The sequence below is a fragment of the Demequina sediminis genome (assembly GCF_039545075.1).
GTDB classification, from domain to species: domain Bacteria; phylum Actinomycetota; class Actinomycetes; order Actinomycetales; family Demequinaceae; genus Demequina; species Demequina sediminis.
Window position 1 is genome coordinate 19,283 of sequence record NZ_BAABRR010000011.1, and the last position, 19,106, is coordinate 38,388.

The window sequence follows — 19,106 nt, forward strand, 5'->3', positions numbered from 1 at the left end:
GACGGGCAGATTGCCGGTGCACTCGCCCGCACCTCGGGAATGTCCTGGCGTGCGCTAGTGTTCCGGGCACAAGGTCCTAGACCGCATCGTCTTATCCGGCCACGAGTCCCTGGCGGCCGGACGTCGACAGCACACGAAGGCGCCTCTCCCCGGGAGGCGCCTTCGTCGTGTCAACGGCGGGATTCGGGACGATGCCGGGGTCGCGCGCTCGCGGCCGATCGCGCTGGTCGCCGCGCACGCGCGGGCACCGTGGAGTAGCGTCAGCGTCATGGTGAGGTTCCTGGTGAACGCGCTGATCTTCCTTGGTTCCGCCGCCCTGGGGCTGTGGATCACGTCGCTCGTGCTCGACGGCTTCACGATCGACTTCGTGGCGCTGGCGACCGCCACCGTCATCTTTGCGATCGCGCAGAGCCTTCTCGCGCCCTTCGTGTTCAAGATGACGCGCAAGTATGCGAACGCGTTCATCGGCGGCGTGGGCCTGGTGTCGACCTTCGTTGCGCTGCTCATCACCACGCTGATCGTCGATGGGTTGTCGATCGACGGGGTCTCCACGTGGGTGCTCGCGACGATCCTGGTGTGGCTCATCACCGCCGCCGCGACCCTGGTGCTGCCGCTGATCTTCCTGCGCAACCAGGTGAATAGGCGTCGCGACTGAGCGCGCGAGCCCGGGACCTTGGGCCCTCGCGCCTGATACCCCCACGGGTATAGTAGTGTCGAGGAGGGGGCTCAACGTCGAGCCCTCTTTCATCGACAGAGAAGGTGATCGGCATGGCCCGCGTGGTTGTCCTGGGTGCCGGAGTGTCCGGCCACACCGCAGCGCTCTACCTGCGCAAGCTCCTGCCCAAGGAGCATGAGGTGGTGGTGGTCAACCCCAAGCCCACCTACAACTGGATTCCCTCGAACATCTGGGTGGGAGTGGGCAAGATGTCCCACGAGGACGTGGTGTTCGACCTCGCCCCCATTTACGCCAAGAAGGGCGTGACGTTCGTCCAGGCCAAGGCCTTTGCGCTGTGGCCCGACGGCGACGCCGACGATGCGCGCCCCGCGGTGGAGGTAGAACACACGTCGCCTGGCCGCGAGGGCGAGATCGAGAGGCTGCGCTACGACTACGTCGTCAACGCGACCGGCCCCAAGCTGAATTTCGGCGCGACGCCGGGCCTTGGCCCCGACGGCGGCCACACCCTGTCGGTGTGCACGCCCGATCACGCGACCGAGGCATCGTCCCGTCTCGAGGAACTCAAGGGGATCCTCAGGACGCGCAAGCAGACGGTCGTGATCGGGGTCGGGCACGGCACGTGCACGTGCGAGGGGGCGGCGTTCGAGTACACGTTCAACGTCGAGCACGAGCTGCGGGAGGCGGGCGTGCGCGACAACGCGGACATCGTCTACCTCACCAACGAGAACGAGCTTGGCGACTTCGGCGTGGGCGGGATGCAGTTCGAGCAGAACGGCTTCCGGACCACCTCGCAGTTGTGGACCGAGTCGTTGTTCCGCGAGCGCGGGGTGCGCGCCATCACGGGCGCGGCCGTGACCTCGATCGAGCCGGGCGTCATCCACTACGACCAACTCGACGGCTCGCACCGCGACCTCGGCTTCGACTTCGCGATGCTGTTGCCGCCGTTCAAGGGCAACGACTGGAAGGCCTACGACCGCGCGGGTGCGGACATCACCTCGACGATCTTCGCCCCCTCGGGCTTCCTCAAGGTCGACGCGGACTACACGCCCCGGCCCTACGAGGAGTGGAGCGCCAAGGACTGGCCGCGCACGTATCAGAACCCGACCTACCGGAACGTGTTCGCGGTGGGCATCGCATTCGCGCCGCCCCACCAGATCTCGAAGCCGCGCGCGACTCCCGACGGGCTGGCGGTCGCGCCGTCGCCCCCGCGCACCGGCATGCCCTCCGGAACCATGGGCAAGGTGGTCGCCAAGTCGATCGCGGACATGATCCTCCGCGGCGCCCCCGAGCCCACGCACGGCGCGTCGATGTCGGAGATGGCGGCCGCGTGCGTGGCGTCGGCGGGACACGGGATGCGCTCGGGCACGGCGGCGTCGATGACCATGAGCCCCGTGGTGCCCGACTGGGAGAAGTACCCCGAGACCGGTCGCGACCTGCGCGCCACGCGCGGGGAGATCGGGCTCGCGGGTCACTGGGTCAAGCGCATGCTCCACACCCTGTTCATCTACAAGGCGAAGGCCCGTCCGGGCTGGACCTGGATCCCGGAGTAGGAGGCGGCCATGGACAACATCGATCAGCGCACCACGGACGAGCGCCTCGCGCAGGCGCCGCTGCCCACCGCGAGGGAGCTGCGCAGGCGGCGCAACGTGGTGGTGCAGTTCGCGCGGTTCGTCGGGACCTCATGGACCATGTGGAGGCTCGCGCAGAAGCACCACTGACGAGCGCGGGGCTATTCGGGGAGTGAGGCGGGAGGGTCGGCGGGGCAGGACTCGCCGAGCGGCGCCGGGTCCGCCGCGCAGGCGATCTCCGGATCGGCCGCGCACGGGGTGCCCGCGAGGCTTGCGGTGATCGCGAGCCGACGGTTGGGGTCGAGCCTGCCCAGGATCTTCAGCGTGAGCTCCGCGAGGGCGTCGACGTCCGCGTCCGTGAGGTCCGCGAGAATCATCTCCCGCACGGCGTCGGCGTGGAGGGGGAGCGTGTCGCGGTAGAGCGTCGCGCCGGACTCGGTGAGGACGGCGTTGAAGGCGCGCCCGTCCTCCGCGCACGGGGTGCGCGTGACGAGGCCCTTTCGTTCGAGGCTCGTGACCACGCGCGACAGGCGGGGCAGCGTCGCGTTGGTGCGCGATGCGAGCGCGCTGAGGCGCATGCGGGTGTCCGGCGCCTCGTGGAGCGCCTCGAGGAGCGAGTACTCGAATGCGGTGATGCCCGCCCCGGCGAGCCGATGATCGAGCGCGGTCGGGAGCAGCTCGAGCAGCGCGTGCAGGCGCGCGACCGCGACCCGTTCGGGGTGGGTCAGGGGGGCGGTGGGAGCGGCGGCGCGCATCTCCTCATCGTACGCGGAGGTTTTATCTACAACCAACGGGCGGGCGCCGGGACGATGCCCGGGCCGGGTCAGTCGGGGTGAATGACCTGGATGCCGCGCTCGGCGAAGGCCTCGGCGAACTCCTCGGGCGGTGCGACCTCGGTCACGATGTAGGTGGCCGCCTCGAGCGGCGCGAACTGGGCGAAGAGCTTGCGCCCGAACTTGGTGGAGTCGATAAGCACCGCGACCTCCTCGGAGCGGTCCATCATCTCGCGCATCATCTGCGCCTCGGCGATGTTCGACGTCGAGTATCCGCCGGACACCGTGAGTCCGCCCACCGAGATGAGAGCGAGGTCGCCGTTGACCTCGACGCCCGCGCTGCCGTTGGGGGCGAACGTCACGGGCCCGATGGTCGCCTGCGCGCTCGGGCGCACCGTGCCTCCGAAGAGGTAGAGGCTGCGGTAGACGGTCGGGCTGATCTCGCTCGGCAACAGCAGGTTGTTGGTCGCGACCGTGAGGTCCGAGCGCTCGCGCAGGTGGCGCGCGAGTGCGAGCGTGGTCGTGCCGCCGTTGATGATTCCGCGCGGCGGCGCTCTCGATCCGGCCGGTGAGGGCTGGATCGGGCGGTTCGGCGGCGGCGCGCTCGACACGTGCGGCCTCGACAACATCGGCCCCGCGCGGGACGGACGGGGCCTGCACGGCTCGCACCACCTCACCCCCGCCGAGGACGTCGCGATCACCCGCACCCCCGAGGGCGACGTCGAGGTGAGCGGAGTGGTCGACTCGTCCCGCGTGTTCGGGCGCCGCGTGACGCTGCGCAGGCGAATCCGGATCGCGCTGGGCCGGCCCGAGGTGCTGGTCGAAGACGTGATCGTCAACGAGGGTCCCGCCCCCGCGGACGTCGCGGTGCTCAATCACGTCAACTTCGGGGTGCCGGTCGTGGTGCCGGGCACCACGGTGTCGCTCGCGGCGCTCGGACGGACGCCGCGGGACGCCGCGGCCGAGGCCGTGCCGTGGGAGGTGTTCCCCTATCCGGTCGACCACACGACCGAGTCGGTGTGGGAGCACACCGGGCTCGCGGTCGACGGCCAGGGCCGCGCGCGGGCGGTCGTGCGGACCCCCGCCGCGGTGAGTGAGGCGACGCTGGGGGCGCCGCTCGAGGCAGCCGTGTCCTGGCGCGCCGAGGACCTGCCGCGGTGCGTGCAGTGGATCTACCCGACGCGTGGCGGCTGGGCGCTCGGCATCGAACCCACGAACGCTCCGCTGTTTGGCACGGATCGCTCCGGTCCCCACGCGGGGGCGCCGGTGCTCGAGCCGGGGGAGACCCGCACGGCCGGGGTGACGCTCACCCTCGGGTGAGGGCGCGCTACTCGCCCAACTGCTCGAGGAGCGAGAGCTGCTCCTCACGGCGCTCATCGAGCACCGCCCCCAGGCGCTCGGTGTCCGCGGCCGTCCAGCCCTCGGGGTCCGTGACCGCCGCCCATGCGGCGAGGTTGCCGCTCGCGGTGTACATGTGGCCGAAGCCCTCGGGAACCGCACCCGCACCCGGCATGTCGAGCAGCAACTGCCAGCCCGTGATGATCGGGAACCAGTTCATCTGCGGGGACACGTCGGGCGCACGCGTGCCCTGGAGATACTCGGGCTCGCGATAGAAGGCGGTGGGGGTGAAGAACACCACGGGATCGGATCCGTGCTGGTAGTAGACCACTCGCGTGTCCCCCCAGGTGGCACCGGGCTGGTCGAGGATGTTCTCCTCGCCCGTGAAGCGCACGGTGCGGCCGTCGCTCACGACCGGCATCCACGCGGGCGATCCCTCGTCGCGCGAGCGCTCGAGCTCATTGTGGAGGTAGTTGACGAACGGCGGACCCGACATGAACGCGCCGTCGATCGGCTCGTTGATGATGTCGATGCTCGACAGCACGGACTCGACGCCGAAGGACCCCAGCGAGAGTCCGTAGAGGTAGAGCTCGGGACGCGAGTCCTCGGGGAGCTCCTGCCAGTAGTCGTGGATGATGCGGAAGCTCACCTGCGAGGTCTGGCGTACCGCAGCCTGGTCGGCGAGGAGAGAGATCCAGCTGGGCAGGTAGGAGTACTGCAGGCCGGCGATCGCCGTGTCGCCGTGGTGGAGGAACTCGAGGGAGTCGACCGCATTGGGCTCGAGGAAGCCGGTGCCGGTCGTGGTCCCCAGCACGAGCACCCGGCGGTCGAAGGCCCCCATGCGGACGAGCTCGTCGAGGAGGAGCTGCGCGCGCTCCTCGAGGGTGTCGGCCGACTTGAGGCCCACGTAGGCGCGGATGGGCTCGAGGGCGCCGTCGCCGCCGTAGCTCTCGAGTTCCTCGACGGTGGGGCCGGAGGAGACGAAGCTGCGGCCCTGGCGACCCAGCTCCCCCCACGCGACCGCGGACTCGGGCCCGCCCGACCGCAACTCGGACGTCACCTGCTCGACGCCGGCGTGGTCCTCCCCGTCGCGCACCGAGAACACCGCGTTGGCGCCAGCGAAGAAGCCGCGCACGAGCAGGCCGGAGACCAGCAGCCACAGGAGCAGCAGCATGCCGGCTACCGCGAGGGCCACGGCTAGGCGGCGGGGCAGCCAGCGGTCGAGCAGGTTCTCCGCCCAGCGGAACGCGGCACGCAGCGAGCGGGAGACCGCGAGCACCAGCGCCGCGACGAGGGCACCGACCCCGATCACAACCGGCCACGCCGTGGGGTCGAGCTCCTCCATGCCGAAGGTCCGGCGAATCTCGTTCTGCCATCCCACCCAGCGCCACACGGACAGCGACAGGCTGAGCCCGATGATCCCTAGCAGCGTCCACGCGACGATGCTCCGCGCGCGGCCCTGCAGGTTGGGCACGTGGAGGTAGTTCCACACCGCGTGACCGCCCGCGCCGAGCCCGTAGCCGACCATGAAGGACACGCCCGACGCGACGCCCTGCACCACGGGGATGCGCGGCAGCAGCGAGGGCTCGAGGGAGACGGCGATGAAGAAGGCGCCCAGGACCAGTCCGACAGCGGAGAAGCTGGGCTCGAAGATGCCCGGTGGGCGGCGATAGCCCGGGCGGGCCTCGCGGCGGGCCTGGCGCGAGCCGGCGATGGTGCGTGCCCTGCGGTCGCTCGGCTTGTGCTGTGCCGGCCTGTCGGCGGACTCTGTCGCGCGCGTGGCGGTACCCGTCATGAGCGTCACCCCTCTTCCCCCTGGACTGTAGCGGAGGAGGGGGTGCGCGGACGCGCCGTTGCGCATCGTCCCCCGCGGGTGAATGTAAGCGCTGGCACTGCAACTATTCGATAACTTTGGGCCCTTGGGCCCGGATCTTCGCTAGCGTCGGAGGGTGCGGACACAATGGCGTGTCCGCACCTCTCTTTTGCCCCGCGGCAATTTCGTGACGGCCGCGTTGCGTTTATCGCGCCGGGGACCGTAGAGTGCGGGGGTGTCGTCACGTCTCCTCACCGCGCCCCGCCGTTTCGCCGCCGTCGTCGCCGCCGCACTGATCACGCTGTCCGCGGGGATCGTTCCTGCTGCGGCCGCCGATTCGACCCCCGCCTCGGGCCTCGTGTGGGGCGTCAAGCAGAGCTTCCGCGACTACGTGGTGGGCCCCAAAGCGCGCGGACAGATCTCCGTGAGCGCGCCGGCCGTCGAGGTCGAGGGCGGCTTCGGCTTCGCCGCCGCCGGTGGGGACGATGCCGCCGCGGAGTTTGCCGGCGCGGTCACCTTCACGGGACACGAGGGCGTGCTCGACCTCACCTTCGCCGATCCCGTCGTGAGGATCGCTGGGGAGGCCGCCGCGACGCTGACCGTGGTGGTCAACGGCGTCGCCACGGACGTCGCGACCCTGGACCTGGCGGGCGCGGCGTACGCGGAGGCCGATGGCGCCGCGACGTACACGGGAGCGCCCGTGAGCCTGACGCAGGCCGGATCGGACGCGCTCGAGGGCTTCTATCCGGCGGGCACCGCGATGGACCCCGCGACGTTCACGATCGCGCTCGCCGAGGACGGCGGGTCGGAGCCCGAGCCGTCGCCCGAGCCGTCGGGGTCGCCCTCGCCGGCCCCGACGCCGACGCCCGGGGTCACGGGAGAACTGAACTGGGGCGTCAAGGAGTCCTTCGTCTCGTACGTCGAGGGTCCCATCGCGCACGGCGCGATCGAGGTCGCCGGAGGCGCGACGCGCGAAGGCGACACGTTTACGTTTGCCGCCACGGCATCGGCGCTGGGAGAGGACCTCACCGGCACCGCCAGCTACGGCGGTGCGGTGCGCTTCACGGGGCACGCGGGGGAGCTCGATGCGACGTTCGACGCGCCGCGTGTCGAGGTGATCGACGGCTCGACCGGGTACCTGTCCGTCGAGGTGGACGGCGAGCGACTCGTGATGGCGCGCCTGGACCTGGCGGCCGCCGCACGCACGCAGGACGCCGACACCGTGACCTGGGCCGGAGTGCCGGCGACGCTCACGGTCGATGGCACCGCGGTGTTCGCGTACCAGGGCAGCGGCTTCTATGCGGCGGGAACGGTGCTCGCGCCCGTGACCTTCACCGCGGCCGTCGTCGACGGCGACGGTGGGTCCGGAGGCGACGGCGGCGGCGACGGTGGGTCGGGCGGCGATGGTGGAGGTGATGGTGGCTCCGGAGGCGACGGGGGCGGGACGGGTGGCGGCACGCCGTCCCAGCCCGCTCCGAAGCCCACTCCCAGCGCGCCCGCCCACGGCTCCACGGATCTCGCGGTGGGTCGCCTGGAGTGGGGCGTCAAGCAGGCGTTCCGGTCCTACGTGACGGGACCCATCGCCCGCGGCAGCATTACCGTGTCGTCCGGAGCGGCGTACAGCGACGGCCGGTTCGTCTTCCTTCAGGACGGCGGCAACGCGAACCCGGTCTCGGGCACGGGCACCGCGCGCTACGACGGGGCGGTCCGGTTCGTCGGCCACGGCGGGATCCTCGACGTCACGATGGCCAACCCGCGCGTGACGCTTGAGGGCGCCGGCCGCGCCTCGCTCGTGATGACCGTCAACGGCACGTCGACGGCGATCGCGACCGTCGACGTGGCCGCGGGAACGCGCAGCACGCGAGGCGGCGCGGTGACCATCAGCGGCGCCCCCGCGACGCTGACCTCCGCGGGCGCGAGGGTCTTCTCCTACAACGGCAGCGGCTTCTACCCGGCGGGCGCCGTGATGGATGCCGTGACGGTGACCTTCGGTGCCGCGGCCACCGCGGCCGAGCGGCCCACCGCCTCGGCGCAGGTGGCGACGGCCGGGTCGGCGTCCGCGACCGAGGACGCAACGCCCGAGGCGGGCGAGTTCGAGGAGCTCGCTGTCGACGCCGCGACGCTTGAGCTGCTTCAGCGCGGAGGGCTCGTGACCCTCGACGTCGAGGGCTTCGAGTCGGGCGAGGAGGTCAGCGTGGTGCTGTACTCCGATCCTGTCGTGCTCGCGACGCTCGAGGCGGACGCGCGTGGCGCCGTGTCCTGGACCGGGGCGATTCCCGCCTCGTACTCGGGCGCGCACGACCTCGTCTTCGTGGGCGCGTCCTCGGGGGCGCGCTACGGCATCGCTCTCGACATCCCGGAGCGTGCGGCGCAGCCGGGCATGTGTCTCGCCTCCGGCGGTGAGATCGAGTGGGCGTTCAAGGACTCCTTCCTCGCGTACATCGACTCGTCGATCGCGAATGGAACGTGGGAGGTCGCCGGCGGTGTGGAGGATCTGGGCTACACGTTCGTGTGGCCGGTGACCGGCGGCGCGGTGGACCCCGAGCTCGCGGTCGGGACCGTGACTGCCGGCGGCTCCGTGCGCTTCACGGGGCACGGGGGAGTGCTCGACACGACGCTCGCGAACCCCACGCTCGAGTTCTCGGCGGACGGTGACTACGTCCTCGCGGACCTGGTGACTACGACTCAGGAGGGTGCCGAGGTCTCGGTGACCCAGGTACGGCTGGGCGAGCTCGATCTCGCGGCCGGATCCGTGACGGGCGAGGGTTCCACGGTGACGCTCGAGGAGGTGCCGGTAGTGCTGACCGCCGCGGGTTCCGCGGACTTTGGTACCTATGGCGAGGGTGAGGAGCTCGCACCGCTCAGCGCGACCGTGTCCTCCGACGACGGCTGCATCCTCGCGCTCGCGGGCGCCGAGGTCGCGCCGGAGCCGGTGTCATCGCCATCCGCCGAGCCGCTCGCGACGAGCGACACGGTCATTGACGCGGCCGCCGAGCCGACGTCGACCACCCCAGCCGCGGTGTGGTGGGCCGTGGCGGCCGCCGCGGTGCTCGCCGCCGCTGGCGGAGGCTACGTGGTGGGGCGCCGGCGCGCGTAGCGGGTCAGATGTGCGGGTGGCGACCCGCTCTCAGGTGGACGCTCGGCCGCTTCGCGCAGCGCCTGGTGCGATTTCGAGGCCGAGATCGGGTTGAGCGCATCAGATCTGCAGGTGGCGACCCGCTCCGGCCTGGGTGAATCGCACCACGCTATGCGCGAAGCTCGAAACAGCCTCGGAAATCGCAAAATCCTCTGCACTAAGCGGCGGGGTGGGGTGCGCGGGGTGGGGTGCGCGGGGTGGGGTGCGCGGGGGTGCGCGGGGTGCGGCGCGTGGAGTGGGTCGCCTGGTGGGCGTGGGTGCGAGTCAGTCCCTGCCGCGCTTGGGCACCACGAGCGGGGCGCCCTCGGGGCCCTCGACCACGTGCACGGCGATGCCGTAGACGTCCTCGACCAGCTCGGGCGTCACGACCTCAGCGGGCGAGCCGTGAGCGACCAGCCGCGCGCGGGACATCACCGCGATCGAGTCCGCATGGGCCGCAGCAAGAGCGAGGTCGTGCACCACGACCACCACCGCGCGGCCCGCGTCCGCGAGCGCGCGCGCCGTCGTCATGACGTCCTCCTGGTGGCGCAGGTCGAGCGCCGCGGTGGGCTCGTCGAGCATCACCACCGGCGTGTCCTGGGCGAGCACCCTGGCCAGCGACACACGCGCCTTCTCTCCGCCGGACAGCGAGGGGAACACGCGGTCGCGCAGGTGCGCCACGTCCATCGCGGCCAGCGCGGCGTCGACGTGGCGGGCATCGTCCTCGTCGGTCGAGGTCGCCGCCCACGGGTGGCGCCCCATCTTGACCACCTCGTGGACGCGGAAGGAGAAGGCCATCGCGTTCGCCTGCGTGAGCACCGCGCGGCGCCTCGCCAGGTCGGGCGCGCGCCACGCGCGCAGCGGGCGGCCGTCCAGATCGATCGACCCGCGCGACGGCGTGAGGTCGCCCGAGAGCAGTCCCAGGAGCGTCGACTTGCCCGCGCCGTTAGGGCCCAGCAGCGCGAGGAGGTGGCCGTAGGGGGCGGTCAGCGTGACGTCGTCCACGAGGATGGCGCCGCCCGGCGCCGCGTAGGACACGGACCGGGCCTCGAGCGCGGTCATGCCCACCCTCCCTGGCTCGAGCGCGCGCGACGCAGCAGGTAGAAGAAGAACGGTCCGCCGATCAGCGAGGTGAGCATGCCGATCGGCAGGTCGGCGCCCGTGACGAGCGTCCGCGCGGCGATGTCCGCGACGCACAGCAGCACGCCGCCGCCGAGTGCCGAGGCGACCAGCAGCCCGCGGTGGCTCGGCCCCAGCAACAGGCGCATGAGGTGCGGGACCACGAGGCCCACGAACGCGATGATCCCGGCGAACGCGACCGCGCCCGCGGTCAGCACCGCGATCACGACGATCGACAGCGCGCGCAGCCGCTCGACCCTGACGCCCAGGTGCCCCGCCGTGCGCTCGCCCAGGGCGAGCAGGTCGAACTGTCGCGCCCACCCGAGCAGCGCCGCGAGACCGGCGAGCGTGAGGACCGCGACCAGCGCGACCTCGGTCCACCGCGCGCCGTTGAGCGATCCGAGCTGCCAGAACACGATCTGCTCGCGCGCGGAGGTATTCGAGGAGAACACGGCGAAGGCGAGCCCCGCGCCGGCGAACGCCTGCACGGCGATTCCGGTGAGGAGCAGGGTGACCACCTCGGTGCGGCCGTTCGCACGTGCCATGACGTAGACGAGGATCGTGGTGAGCACCCCGCCGACGAAGGCCGCGGCGGCGGTCCCGAGGACGCCCACGGTCGCGCCGGTGACGATCACCGTCGCGGCACCGAGAGCGGCACCGGAAGAGACGCCGACCACGCCGGGCTCGGCGAGGGGGTTGCCGAACACGGCCTGCATGGCCGCGCCGCCGAGCGCGAGCGCGGTGCCCACGAGGATGCTCATCGCGACGCGAGGAAAGCGGATCTGCCACAGCGCCTGCGCGGTGATGTCGTCCGCCGGAGCCCACGCTGTGTCGATCCCGGCGCCCGCGAGCAGCGTGCCCACGACATCGGTCAAGGTCACGCCCAACTGGCCTACCGCGGCCGAGACCAGCGCGGATGCCACCAGCGCGACCGCGAGCACGAGGAACGTGACCCAGTGCGGGGTGCCGCCCAGCCACGCGCGCAGGCGGCCGGTCGCGCGCACGGACGTCACGAGGACGCGGCCGCGGCGCCCGAGTCCATGGGCGCGTAGACGGCCACCGCGAGGGCCTCGAGGATGTCCGCGGAGCGCGGGCCGAAGGACAGCACCAGGGAGTCGTCCATGTCCACGAAGCGGCGGTTCTGGCCCGCGGTCGTGAGCGCGACGGCGGGCTTGGACGCGAGCAGCCCGTCGACGCCGCCCACCGACTCAAGCCCCGACGACATCACGAAGATCACGTCCGGATCCATCGCGATCATCGCCTCGTCCGTCATGGGCTGCTCGCCCTTGATTCCCGCCTCGGAGCCCGCGTCGACTCCGCCGAGCGCCTCGAACAGGTGGTCCGCCCCCGAGTCCTCGCCGAAGAGGTAGTAGACGTCGGCGCTGCCGCGCAGGTACACGAACGCCATGCGCAGCGGCGTCGCCGGCGCGATCGCCGCGATGGCCGCCGCGGTGTCCTCGACGTCAGCGAGGATGCTCTGCGCGAGCGTCTCCCCGGCATCGTCCACTCCGAGGGCGGCGGCGACGTCGCGCGCGAGCTGAGCGGCGCCGTTGAAGCTCGCCTGGTTGTCGAGGAAGACCACGGTGATGCCCGCGTCGGCGAGTTGCGTGACCGCGCGGCGTGGGCCGATCGACCCGTCCGTAAGGACCAGCGTGGGCTCGAGAGCGAGGATGGCCTCGACGTTGACGCTGTGCGACGCGCCGGTCACCACCGGGACGTCCTCGGTGCCGGGGAAGTCCGCGGCGATGTCGCGCCCGACGAGCGATGCGCCCAGCCCGAGCCCCCACACGGTGCCCGCGATCGAGCCCGAGATGTCCATCGCGACCACGCGGTCGACCGAGGTCACGGTGACCTCCTGATCGCCGTCGGGCGCGTGCGAGGTCACGGTCGCGGGCAAGTCGGGCGTGGGATCCGCGACCGGGGTGATGGTTGCCGCACTCAGCACCGCGGTGGAAGGTCCCTGGTAGGAGGCGGGATCCTCGAGAGGGACGATGCCCTCGAGGGGGGCGGCGTCCGGCGAGGGGGCGGTCGTTCCCGACCCGGCGAGCGAGGACGGCGCCTGCGTTCCGGCAGACTGCGAGGCGGCGGGTCCCGCACACCCGGCGGCGCCCGCGACGAGGAGGGCCGCGGCCGCGAGGGCCGCGAGGGTGCGACGCATCAGACGGCCGCCCCCACGGACTCGCCGAGGGCGTCGAAGATGGCGCCGTTGAAGCGGAATGCGGCGAGGGACTCCGCGACGAACACGTCCTCCTGCTCGGGAGTGAAGTCGAGGGCGTCGAGCGAGGCCCGGTACTCGTTCTTGAAGCGCGGCCCCGACTCGAGCGCGTCGAAGCGGTAGAAGGCGAGCTGGTCGGGGGTTGCGCCGTAGTGACGCGCCATCAGCGCGCCGATCGCCTGGCCGCCCGAGAGGTCGCCCAGGTAGCGCGTGTAGTGGTGCGCGAGATAGCGCGCCACGTCCGCCGCGGGGATGGACTCGAGGTGCGACACGTAGGCCTCGGTGGCGGGCAGGGGAGCGTGGTTGTCCCAGTCGCTCGCGCCGAGGCGGCTGAGGTCGCTCGCGATCGCGGGGAAGCGGTCGAGCCGGGTGTCGTTGATGAAGGCCGGATCGCCGGGCTGCGGAATGCGCGACTCGAGGGCGCGGTAGACGTGCGCGTACTGGATGAGGTAGCGCGTGTACGTGGCCAGATCGAACTCGCCGTCCATGAGTCGCGTGATGAAGCCGCGGGTCTCGGCGGCCTTGTGCTCGAGCGCGGTGGCCTCACGAATACGGGCGGAGAGCGGGGAGGGCTCGGTCATGGGCGAGAGTCTAGCCACATTTCGTGACGGTGTGGTTGCGTAATTATTTCGGAGGCGAGGGCACGGTGCACTACGCCTCCCGCAGCAGCGGTTGCGTCATGCAGTGGGCGCCCCCGCGGCCGCGGCCCAGCTCCGCGCCCACGATCTCAAGCACCTCGACGCCCGCGGCGCGCAGTTCCTCGTTGGTGTGGGTGTTGCGGTCGTAGGCGACCACCACTCCCGGCTCAAGCGCGAGCAGATTGTTGCCCGAGTCCCACTGCTGGCGCTCCGAGGCGTAGCGGTCGCCGCCCGTCGCGATCACTCGCATGTCGACGCCCAGCGCGTCCGCGACCACGTCGACAAACGGCCGCTCCTCGCGCCGCACGTCGAGGAACACGGGGGCGGGGGCCTCGCGGATCGTGAACGTCTCGATCTCGTCGATGATCCCTGGAAAGACCGTGCAGAGGTCGCGATCGGCCATGGTGAAGACCGTGTCCAGGTGCATCGCGGAGCGCAGCCGCGGCATCTTGGCGACGATCACGCGGTCCGCGCCCTCGCGGATGAACAGCTCCATGGCGAGCTGCGTGATCGCCTGCCGGCTCGAGCGCTCGGACATCCCGATGACGACAGTGCCGCCGCCGATCGGCATGACGTCCCCGCCCTCGAGCGTCGCGAGTCCGTTGGGCAGCTCGGGGTCGCCCCACCACACGTTGACCGCGTCGCCGAAGTCGGGGTGGAAGGCGTAGACGGCCTTCATCAGCAGGGTCTCGGCGTGGCGCGCCTGCCAGTACAGGGGGTTGAGGGTGACGCCTCCGTACACCCACGACGTCGTGTCGCGCGTGAAGAGCGTGTTGGGCAGCGGCGGGAGCAGGTAGTCCCGCATGCCGGACTCCTCGCGCACCAGGAGGAATCCCGGCGGCGAGATCTCGTGAGGCAGGTCGTGCGTCGACAGCCCGCCGATCAGGTGCCGCGCAAGCTCGAGCGAGTCCATCTGGTCGAGGTAGGCGCGAATGTCCGCGGCCAGGCCCAGCCCCACCTCCGCGGGAGTGATCTTGCGATCGAGAAGCCACGCGCGAGCGTGGGGGAGAGCGAGGACCTCCGCGAGAAGCGAGTGCAGTTCGAGCACCTCGATGCCGCGCTCCCTCATGAGCGACACGAATCCGGCATGGTCCCGCTGGGCGTTCTCGACCCACATGACGTCGTCGAAGAGAAGGTCATGGCAGTTGGACGGCGTGAGCCGATGGTGGGCGAGGCCGGGCGCGCACGTGAGGACCGTGCGGAGTCGACCTACCTCGCTGTGCACGCCGTAGCGCGGTGCCGTGAGCGGCGGTGCCTGAATCTCGGTCATGGTCCGCGAGTGCCTTCCTGCCGGGTGATTCGACGGTAGCAGGATGCCGATGCGCTCCTCCCGGCCGCGGCGCGGGAGGGTTCCGCGGGGAATGCCTCCCGGTCCCCACCCGTTGGCACCCAAGGACAGCGTGGCCAGGTTTTGAGGGACCCGACTCGCGACTGCCGACTCCAGGTACCACTCGACCAGGAAGGCTCGCAGCGATGACGCATCATCACAACGCACCCGTTCTCACGTCTCCCGCTGGCACCGTGCACGGCGGCTATCTGCCCACGCCCGTGACCCGGCTGGACAAGCTCTTTCCGGGCTCAGGCGTGCCCGTCTTTGCCAAGCTTGACCAGCTCCAGCTCTCGGGAAGCACCAAGGAGCGCACCGCGCGCTCGCTTCTCGACGGCCTGATCCGCGACGGCAGGCTCGTGCCGGGCGGCACGGTGGTCGAGTCCACCTCGGGCAACCTGGGGATGGCGCTCGCGCGTCAATGCGCCCAGCGCGGCTACGGCTTCATCGCCGTGGTCGATGCGCGGGCCAACGCGGCCGCGTGCCAGACCATGCAGGCCTATGGCGCACGTGTCGAGCGCGTCGAGACGCCGCAGGACGGGAACCGCCTGCGTGCCCGCGTCGAGCGCGTCGCCGATCTCCTGGCGGAGGATCCCACCGCCGTCACCACGCAGCAGTACGGCAACCCGGACAATCCTGCCGCGCACGCGACCTCGACCATGCCCGAGCTCGTCGCGTCGCTGGGGGCCCCGCCGTCGCGGCTGTATGTCGCGATGAGCACCACCGGCACGCTGCTCGGATGCCAGCAGGCGATCGAGCGCGAGGGATGGGCCACCGAACTTGTCGGCGTGGACGCCGAAGGATCCGCGCTGTTTGGCGGCGTGATCGCGGAGCGCAAGCTGCCCGGCCTGGGGGCGGGCTTCGAGACCGAGCTCTCGCGCCACGCCCGCCCCGACCATGTGCGCCGCGTGAGCGAGGCCGCCATGGTTCGCGGTTGCCGCCTCCTCGCGCGGCGCGAGGGACTGCTCGCGGGGGCATCGTCCGGAGCGATCGTCGCCGCGATCGGCCGCGACCTTCCGGAGCTGTCGCTGTGCGACACGGTCGCAATGCTTATCCACGACAGCGGCAGCGCGTATCTGCCGACCGTCTACAACGAGGCGTGGGTGCGCGCCGAGATCGCCGACGCGGATGAGGCCCTCGGACCGCTCGATGCCGCCAACCCGTTTGTGGCGGGCGACGCGCGCCGCCGTGGGTAACGCGTCCTCGGACCGCGCGCCTGCCGACGCCGACCTGGTCATGGTGGGTGCGGGTCCGCAGGCGCTGCGCGCGCTCGCCGACCTCGACCACGAGCTCGCGCAGTCCTCGCCGGACGCGACCCGCGTCCCGCCGCGGGTGTGCGTGCTCGACCCCGCGACTCCCGGCCCGGGTGCGGTGTGGGATCCCGCGCAGGGGGTGCATCTGCGCATGAATGTCGACGCGGGAATCGTCGATCTCACGTGTCCGTCGGTGCCCCTCACGTTCGTCGAGTGGCTGGCCGCGAACGGCGCCCTCCGGGACCCCACGCTCGACCGCTACCCACCGCGCGCGACGGCGGGCCGCTACCTGGCCTGGGCGTGGGAGCGCCTGCGCGAGTCGCCGCGCATGGCCCTCGCGAGCCGCCGCGTGCGGGTCACCGACGTGGTGCGCGACGGAGACAGGTGGAGCTGCGAGACGGTCACTCCGGAGGGGCCACCGGACGTGCCCGTCACGGCGCCGCGCGTGCTGCTCGCGACCGGGCACGCGGGTGGTGTGGGGATGGATCACGCGCGGCTGGCCGACCCCGACCGGGGCCCCGCACCCGGCGCCGATGTCGTGGTGCGCGGTGCCGCGCTGACCGCATTCGACGTGGTGATGGACCTCACGGCGGCGCGAGGGGGAGCATGGATCGAGGACGCTGCGCGGCCGTCGGGGCGGCGCTACCTCCCTGGTGGTCGCGAGCCCGCGTCGGTCACGCTCGTCGCGCGGTCGGGGGAGCCGATGCTGCCCAAGCCTGCCGCCGTTGCCGCGACGCTCGCGCGCGCCGTCATTGAGCAGACGAGGCGGTGGGGAGCGAGCGCGACGCCCGACGACGCGTGGTGGGGCGTTCTTGCCGATGCCGCCGTCGCCGCGGCGCGGGCCGCGGGGGTCCGCCTCGAGCATGCGGCCCTGTGGGACGTGCTCGACGCCACGACCGGCGCGGTCGCGGCTGACGGGCGCGCCCGCGAGGGCGCGGCCGACCCCGGCGAGAGGTGGGAGCGTGACGTGCGCCGTGCCGAGGGCGACGTCGACGCCGACCCCGCATGGTGGTGGGGGCGCGCCTGGTCGGCGGGCTACCAGGACGTCGTGCGCTCCCTCGAGCGCGCTCCTCGCGACGCCGACACGTGGCCACGCTGGCGAGCCCGTGCGGCCCGACTCGAGAGGTGGGCATTCGGCCCGCCGCTCGAGACGCATCGGCGCCTGCTGGCCCTGAGGGAGGCCGGCCTCCTCGGCATCGTTCCCGCGCTCGCCCTGATCCCACCCGGCGCGGTCACACTCGACGCCTTTACGCGGGGACCAGGGGTGCTGAGCGCGCCGCGTCCATGGGATGCGGGCGCAGAGGGGCCGATGCCGTGGGCGCCGTGGGAGGGTCTGCTCCGCCGGGGCGACGTGACCGTGCGCGCGGGAGAGCGGGGGGTGTTCACGGCGCCCGATGGCGCGTGTGTCGGCGCGGACGGGCGTCAGACACCCGGGCTCTACGCGCTGGGCCGGCCTACGGAGGACGTGGTGATCGGGCACGACTCGCTGCAGCGTGCCCTTCACGGGGACACCCGGCGATGGGCGGCCAGGATCGCGCGCGAGTGGGACGAGCGAGCCTGGAGCGAGACACGAAGGGAACGCAGCTATGGGTGAGGCAGTGACGGCGGACGCGGTCGCGGGACTGACCCCGCTGACGGGGCGCACCGAGCCGTGGATGGAGGAGCTGCTCGCGCACCCGGAACGGTGCGCCGCGCTCATCGAGGAGTACGGCTCGCCGGTCAACGTGCTCGATTTCGCGCCGCTGGGGCGCAACGCGGCCGAGCTCGTGGAGGCCGCGGCTTCCGAGGGTGTGCGGCTCGGGGTGTACGTGGCGCGCAAGGCGAACAAGGCGCTGGGGCTGGTGCACGAGGCCCGGCGCGTGGGGCTCGGCATTGATGTGGCGTCGCTCGCAGAGCTCACGCAGTGCCTCGACGTGGGGTTCGCGGCGGACGACATGATCCTCACGGCCGCCGTGAAGTCGACCGCGCTGATCGAGGCGGCGCTCGCGGCCGGGGTGCTGGTGAGCCTCGACAACGCGGATGAGGCGGAGGACGTCGCGAGCATCGCTCGCGCACGGGGCGTGACGGCGCGGGTCGCGCCGAGGCTGGCCTCGTCCGATCCCGCGATTGCGCCCACGCGCTTCGGGATGACGGCACGCGACTGGGACCGCGTGGTGGGCGAGGCGGGCGGAGGCGGCACCCCGCTGCGCCTCGAGGGCATCCACTTCCACCTCAACGGGTACAGCGCGCGCGAGCGCGCCATCGTGCTGCGCGAGGCGCTCACGTGGACGGACGCGTTGCGATCCCGCGGGCACGCGATCGCGTTCATCGACATGGGAGGCGGGGTGCCGATGCGCTACCTCGAGGACCGCGAGCAGTGGCGCCGCTTCTGGGAGGCCCTGGAGGGCGACCGCGAGGAAGTGCTGACGTGGCGCGGCGACCGGCTGGGGCTCCAGGATCCGCGCGCCGACCGGCCCTCCGCGAGCGTGTATCCGTACTGGCAGGAGCGGGTGCGCGGCGAGTGGCTGAGGGACGTGCTCGCTGCCCCGGCAGGGGAGGGATCCACCGTCGCGCGCGAACTGGCGGCGAGGGGTCTCGAGCTCAGGTGCGAGCCGGGGAGGTCGGTGCTCGATGGGTGCGGGCTCACCTTGGCCTCGGTGGCCTTTCGCAAGTCCACGAGCGACGGCGTCCCGCTGGTCGGCCTGCACATGAATCGCACGCAGGTCCGGTCGACGTCCGCCGACTTCCTGGTGGACCCGCGCTGGGTCCGGCCGGCGGACACCAGGGACACCTCAGAGCCGTTCGAGGGCTTCCTGGTGGGGGCGTACTGCGTCGAGGAGGAGCTGCTGCTTCGCAGGAGGCTGTGCTTCCCCGACGGCGTGGCCCGCGGGGACATCGCGGCCTTCGTCAACACGGGCGGCTACCTCATGCACATCCTCGAGAGCGCGTCTCATCAGCTGCCGCTCGCGGCGACCGTGGTGAAACGGCGGCCTCAGGCTGCGTCGGGCTCGAGTCCGGGGTCCGAGTCCGCGTGGGTGCGAGACGGGATTGACGCGGTGGGGGCGACCGGTGCGGCCAGTGCGACGGGGGACGTCCCGTGGGGTCCGATGCCGTGAACCGGGGCGGCCTCCGCGGAGACAGGGGCGCACCCCGCGATGGCGAGTGCGAGGGCGGCCGATGCCGCGGCGATGCTGAGGAGTCGTCGTCGAGGTTCCATGGCTCCAGCACATCGCTCGAGCCTGGGAGTCCGCTAGGAGCGGCCTGGGGGAGTCGTGAGAGGTGCGGCTGACAG

Annotated in this window: 16 protein-coding genes; 8 read left to right on the top strand and 8 right to left on the bottom strand. The window is 71.9% G+C overall.

The features are described 5' to 3' along the window. The first annotated feature begins 268 nt into the window (after nucleotides 1–268). The 3 genes from ABEA62_RS10155 (at nucleotide 269) to ABEA62_RS10165 (ending at nucleotide 2,394) form a co-directional block, all read left to right on the top strand. Complete coding sequence (locus ABEA62_RS10155; RefSeq protein WP_345379948.1) at nucleotides 269–655, top strand: phage holin family protein; 387 nt, start codon at nucleotides 269–271, stop codon at nucleotides 653–655. A 113-nt stretch (nucleotides 656–768) separates the two neighbouring features. Continuing rightward, nucleotides 769–2,226 (top strand): NAD(P)/FAD-dependent oxidoreductase, encoded by a 1,458-nt coding sequence (locus ABEA62_RS10160; RefSeq protein WP_286216590.1) that lies wholly within the window; start codon nucleotides 769–771, stop codon nucleotides 2,224–2,226. A gap of 9 nt (nucleotides 2,227–2,235) precedes the next feature. Further along, nucleotides 2,236–2,394, top strand: coding sequence for a hypothetical protein (locus ABEA62_RS10165; protein ID WP_286216589.1), 159 nt, complete (start codon nucleotides 2,236–2,238; stop codon nucleotides 2,392–2,394). An 11-nt stretch (nucleotides 2,395–2,405) separates the two neighbouring features. Here ABEA62_RS10165 and ABEA62_RS10170 read toward each other — a convergent pair whose 3' ends face one another. Continuing rightward, the gene (locus ABEA62_RS10170) at nucleotides 2,406–2,999 is read right to left on the bottom strand and encodes a MarR family winged helix-turn-helix transcriptional regulator (RefSeq protein ID WP_345379952.1); all 594 of its coding nucleotides are present in this window, start codon (nucleotides 2,997–2,999) and stop codon (nucleotides 2,406–2,408) included. Between the two features lie 68 nt (nucleotides 3,000–3,067). After that, nucleotides 3,068–3,598 (bottom strand): DeoR/GlpR family DNA-binding transcription regulator, encoded by a 531-nt coding sequence (locus ABEA62_RS10175; protein WP_345380022.1) that lies wholly within the window; start codon nucleotides 3,596–3,598, stop codon nucleotides 3,068–3,070. On the opposite strand from ABEA62_RS10175, the gene ABEA62_RS10180 reads away from it, so the two are divergent. Continuing rightward, nucleotides 3,492–4,337: a DUF4432 family protein gene (locus ABEA62_RS10180; protein ID WP_345379954.1), complete on the top strand. Its 846-nt coding sequence runs from the start codon at nucleotides 3,492–3,494 to the stop codon at nucleotides 4,335–4,337. The two genes, ABEA62_RS10175 and ABEA62_RS10180, sit on opposite strands and share 107 nt — an antisense overlap. Nucleotides 4,338–4,344: 7 nt before the next feature. Here ABEA62_RS10180 and ABEA62_RS10185 read toward each other — a convergent pair whose 3' ends face one another. Beyond that, nucleotides 4,345–6,150 (bottom strand): alpha/beta hydrolase, encoded by a 1,806-nt coding sequence (locus tag ABEA62_RS10185; protein ID WP_345379956.1) that lies wholly within the window; start codon nucleotides 6,148–6,150, stop codon nucleotides 4,345–4,347. A gap of 253 nt (nucleotides 6,151–6,403) precedes the next feature. Here ABEA62_RS10185 and ABEA62_RS10190 point away from each other — a divergent pair, with 253 nt between their 5' ends. Further along, on the top strand, nucleotides 6,404–9,265 hold the full coding sequence (locus ABEA62_RS10190; protein WP_286216586.1) for an HtaA domain-containing protein: 2,862 nt from the start codon (nucleotides 6,404–6,406) through the stop codon (nucleotides 9,263–9,265). A 303-nt stretch (nucleotides 9,266–9,568) separates the two neighbouring features. On the opposite strand, the gene ABEA62_RS10195 is transcribed toward ABEA62_RS10190, so the two are convergent. The 5 genes from ABEA62_RS10195 to ABEA62_RS10215 form a co-directional block, all read right to left on the bottom strand. Continuing rightward, complete coding sequence (locus ABEA62_RS10195; RefSeq protein WP_286216585.1) at nucleotides 9,569–10,345, bottom strand: heme ABC transporter ATP-binding protein; 777 nt, start codon at nucleotides 10,343–10,345, stop codon at nucleotides 9,569–9,571. After that, entirely contained in the window at nucleotides 10,342–11,406 is a 1,065-nt protein-coding gene (locus tag ABEA62_RS10200) for a FecCD family ABC transporter permease (protein ID WP_425558025.1), read from the bottom strand. Before ABEA62_RS10200 ends, ABEA62_RS10195 begins: the two co-directional genes overlap by 4 nt. Before the next feature lie 5 nt (nucleotides 11,407–11,411). Next, entirely contained in the window at nucleotides 11,412–12,560 is a 1,149-nt protein-coding gene (locus tag ABEA62_RS10205; protein ID WP_345379959.1) for a heme/hemin ABC transporter substrate-binding protein, read from the bottom strand. Then, nucleotides 12,560–13,198, bottom strand: a complete 639-nt coding sequence (locus ABEA62_RS10210; protein WP_286216583.1) for a biliverdin-producing heme oxygenase — start codon at nucleotides 13,196–13,198, stop codon at nucleotides 12,560–12,562. Before ABEA62_RS10210 ends, ABEA62_RS10205 begins: the two co-directional genes overlap by 1 nt. Nucleotides 13,199–13,268: 70 nt before the next feature. After that, nucleotides 13,269–14,525: an arginine deiminase gene (locus ABEA62_RS10215; protein WP_345379963.1), complete on the bottom strand. Its 1,257-nt coding sequence runs from the start codon at nucleotides 14,523–14,525 to the stop codon at nucleotides 13,269–13,271. 203 nt (nucleotides 14,526–14,728) lie between these two features. Here ABEA62_RS10215 and ABEA62_RS10220 point away from each other — a divergent pair, with 203 nt between their 5' ends. Genes ABEA62_RS10220 through ABEA62_RS10230 form a run of 3 tightly spaced genes read left to right on the top strand, consistent with a single transcriptional unit; the run spans nucleotide 14,729 to nucleotide 18,930 of the window. Next, a complete protein-coding gene (locus tag ABEA62_RS10220; RefSeq protein ID WP_286216582.1) occupies nucleotides 14,729–15,778 on the top strand; it encodes a pyridoxal-phosphate dependent enzyme in 1,050 nt (349 codons plus the stop codon). Next, entirely contained in the window at nucleotides 15,771–17,429 is a 1,659-nt protein-coding gene (locus tag ABEA62_RS10225) for an FAD/NAD(P)-binding protein (RefSeq protein WP_345379966.1), read from the top strand. Before ABEA62_RS10220 ends, ABEA62_RS10225 begins: the two co-directional genes overlap by 8 nt. Next, the gene (locus tag ABEA62_RS10230) at nucleotides 17,422–18,930 is read left to right on the top strand and encodes a type III PLP-dependent enzyme domain-containing protein (protein ID WP_286216579.1); all 1,509 of its coding nucleotides are present in this window, start codon (nucleotides 17,422–17,424) and stop codon (nucleotides 18,928–18,930) included. The genes ABEA62_RS10225 and ABEA62_RS10230 overlap by 8 nt, the downstream gene beginning before the upstream one ends. Nucleotides 18,931–19,106: the final 176 nt, after the last annotated feature.